Below are 3,058 nucleotides of genomic sequence, written 5' to 3'. Positions count from 1 at the left end.
CATGTTGCCCAGCTTCTCACCCAGATTTTCGGCAGTCGCACTGACCGTCTGCTCAAGCAGTACCGGCGCGTCGTCGAGCGGATCAACGCGCTGGAACCCACCTTCTCCGCGCTGGACGAGGCTGCCCTGAAGGCCAAGACGGCCGAGTTCAAGGAGCGTCTGGCCAAGGGCGAGACCCTGGACGAGCTGCTGCCCGAGGCCTTCGCCACGGTGCGCGAGGCCGGCAAGCGCGTCTTCAAGATGCGGCACTTCGACGTGCAGCTGATCGGCGGCATGACCCTGCACGCCGGCAAGGTGGCCGAGATGCGCACCGGTGAAGGCAAGACGCTGATGGCCACACTGCCGGTGTACCTCAATGCCCTGTCGGGTCAGGGCGTGCATGTGGTGACGGTCAACGACTACCTGGCCAGCCGCGACGCCGAGTGGATGGGCCGGCTCTACAACTACCTGGGCCTGAGCACCGGCATCAACGTGCCGGGCATGGACCGCGAGGCCAAGCAGGCCGCCTACGCCGCGGACATCACCTACGGCACCAACAACGAGTTCGGCTTCGACTACCTGCGCGACAACATGGTCTACGACCCGGCCGACCGGGTGCAGCGCGGGCTGAACTTCGCCATCGTCGACGAGGTGGACTCCATCCTGATCGACGAGGCCCGCACCCCGCTGATCATCTCCGGCCAGGCCGATGACCAGACCGAGCTCTATGTGCGCATCAACACGATCGCGCCCCAGCTCAAGCAGCAGATCGGCGAGGCCGACCCGCGCACCGGCGAGGGCGTGATCGAGCCGGGCGACTACACGCTGGACGAGAAGGGCCGCCAGGTCTACCTGACCGAGGCCGGCCACGAGAATGCCGAGCGCCTGCTGACCGAAGCAGGTCTGCTGGTCGAAGGGGCCAGTCTGTACGACCCGGCCAACATCACGCTGATGCACCATGTGTACGCGGCGCTGCGGGCCCACTACCTCTACCACCGTGACCAGCACTACGTGGTGCAGAACGGCGAGGTGGTGATCGTCGACGAATTCACCGGCCGCCTGATGAGTGGGCGCCGCTGGTCCGATGGCCTGCACCAGGCCGTCGAGGCCAAGGAAGGCGTGCAGATCCAGAGCGAGAACCAGACCCTCGCCTCGATCACCTTCCAGAACTACTTCCGCATGTACGGCAAGCTGGGCGGCATGACCGGCACGGCCGACACCGAGGCCTACGAATTCCAGGAGATCTACGGCCTGGAGACGGTGGTCATCCCGCCGAACAAGCCGGTGATCCGCCAGGACGAGAACGACCTCGTCTACAAGACGGCCAAGGAGAAGTACGACGCGGTGATCGCCGACATCCGTGACTGCCATGAAAAGGGGCAGCCGGTGCTGGTGGGCACGACCTCGATCGAGAACTCCGAGTTGCTGGCCCAGTTGCTCACCCAGGCCAAGCTGCCGCACCAGGTGCTCAACGCCAAGCAGCACGCCAAGGAAGCCGAGATCGTGGCCCAGGCCGGCCGGCCCGGGGTGATCACCATCGCCACCAATATGGCTGGTCGTGGGACCGACATCGTGCTGGGGGGCAACGTCGAGAAGCAGGTCCAGTTCCTGGAAGCCGACGAGACGGTTCCCGAGGACGAGAAGGCCCGTCGCATCCAGCAGCTCAAGGACGAATGGGCCGGGCTGAACGCCCAGGTTAAGGCCGCGGGCGGCCTGCGCATCATCGCCACCGAGCGCCACGAGTCCCGCCGCATCGACAACCAGCTGCGCGGCCGGGCTGGCCGCCAGGGTGATCCGGGTGCCTCGCGCTTCTACCTGTCGCTGGACGATCCGCTGATGCGCATCTTCGCGGGTGACCGCGTGCGCGCCATCATGGACCGCCTGAAGATGCCCGAGGGCGAGGCCATCGAGGCCGGCATCGTCAACCGCTCCATCGAATCCGCCCAGCGCAAGGTCGAGGCTCGCAACTTCGACATCCGCAAGCAGCTGCTGGAGTACGACGACGTCAGCAACGACCAGCGCAAGGTCATCTACCAGCAGCGCAACGAGATCCTGGTTGCCGACAGCCTGAGCGAGCAGATCACCAACCTGCGCCAGGCCACCATGACCGAGGTGGTGCGCACCTATGTGCCGGCCGACAGCCTGGAAGAGCAGTGGGACCTGCCGGCCCTGGAGAAGACGCTGCGCGAGGAGTGGCAGCTCGAGGTGCCGCTGGTGGCCATGGTCGAGGCCAGCGACAGCGTCACCGACGAGGACGTGCTGAACAAGGTGCTGGCCGCGGCCGACGCCGCCTTCCAGGCCAAGCTGGACCTGGTGGGCGAGGCGCAGTTCAAGCCCTTCATGCGCATGGTGCTGCTGCAGTCCATCGACACCCACTGGCGTGAGCACCTGGCCGCGCTGGACTACCTGCGCCAGGGCATCCACCTGCGCGGCTATGCCCAGAAGAACCCCAAGCAGGAATACAAGCGCGAGGCTTTCGAGCTCTTCGCCCAGCTGCTGGACGTGGTCAAGATGGAGGTCACCCGCGTCCTCATGACGGTGCGCGTGCAGACCCAGGAGCAGGTCAGCCAGGCCGCCGAGGCCCTGGAAGACCAGGCTGAGCGCATCAGCAACGTCAGCTACACCCACCCGACTGAGGATGGCGGCGTCAGCTCGGAGCCGGCGCCTCAGGCCGCTGCCGCTGGCGACGAGGTGCCTCGCGTGGGCCGCAACGACCCTTGCCCCTGCGGCAGCGGCAAGAAGTACAAGTCCTGCCACGGCCGCCTGGCCTGAGGCAGAAGGGGCCTGCGGCCCCGACCCTTCTTCACGGCCCCGCCGCGCCCCTGGTCCGGCGGGGTTCTTCATTCAGGAACGCCCACCGTGTTCAAGAACCTCATCGTCTACCGCATCGGCCCCGAGTGGGTGCCGGATCTGACCGTGGCCGAACAGACCCTGGCCAAGGAGCCCTTCGTGCCTTGCGCGCCCTCGCAGGCCCTCTCGCTGGGCTGGGTGCAACCGCGTGGCATCGAGCATGCGCCCCTCGTCGAATCGATCGGCGGCCAGTGGCTGGTCAAGCTTCAGCTCAAGCAGAAATGCTGCC

At 66.5% G+C, this 3,058-nt stretch carries 2 protein-coding genes; both read left to right on the top strand.

Annotated features, from left to right (window positions below; translation table 11 throughout):
• Positions 1 to 2,751 (top strand): preprotein translocase subunit SecA (secA, locus tag I73_RS13145; protein WP_022981030.1); only part of this gene is annotated, 2,751 nt, incomplete at its 5' end.
• Positions 2,752 to 2,838: 87 nt separating this feature from the next.
• Positions 2,839 to 3,058, top strand: a 220-nt coding sequence (gene rdgC / locus I73_RS27805) for a recombination-associated protein RdgC (protein ID WP_040500353.1), incomplete at its 3' end; no start/stop codon positions are given.

The organism is Ideonella sp. B508-1, assembly GCF_000333615.1.
Taxonomy (GTDB): Bacteria; Pseudomonadota; Gammaproteobacteria; order Burkholderiales; family Burkholderiaceae_C; genus Ideonella.
This window is presented reverse-complemented; position numbering and strand designations above follow the sequence as displayed.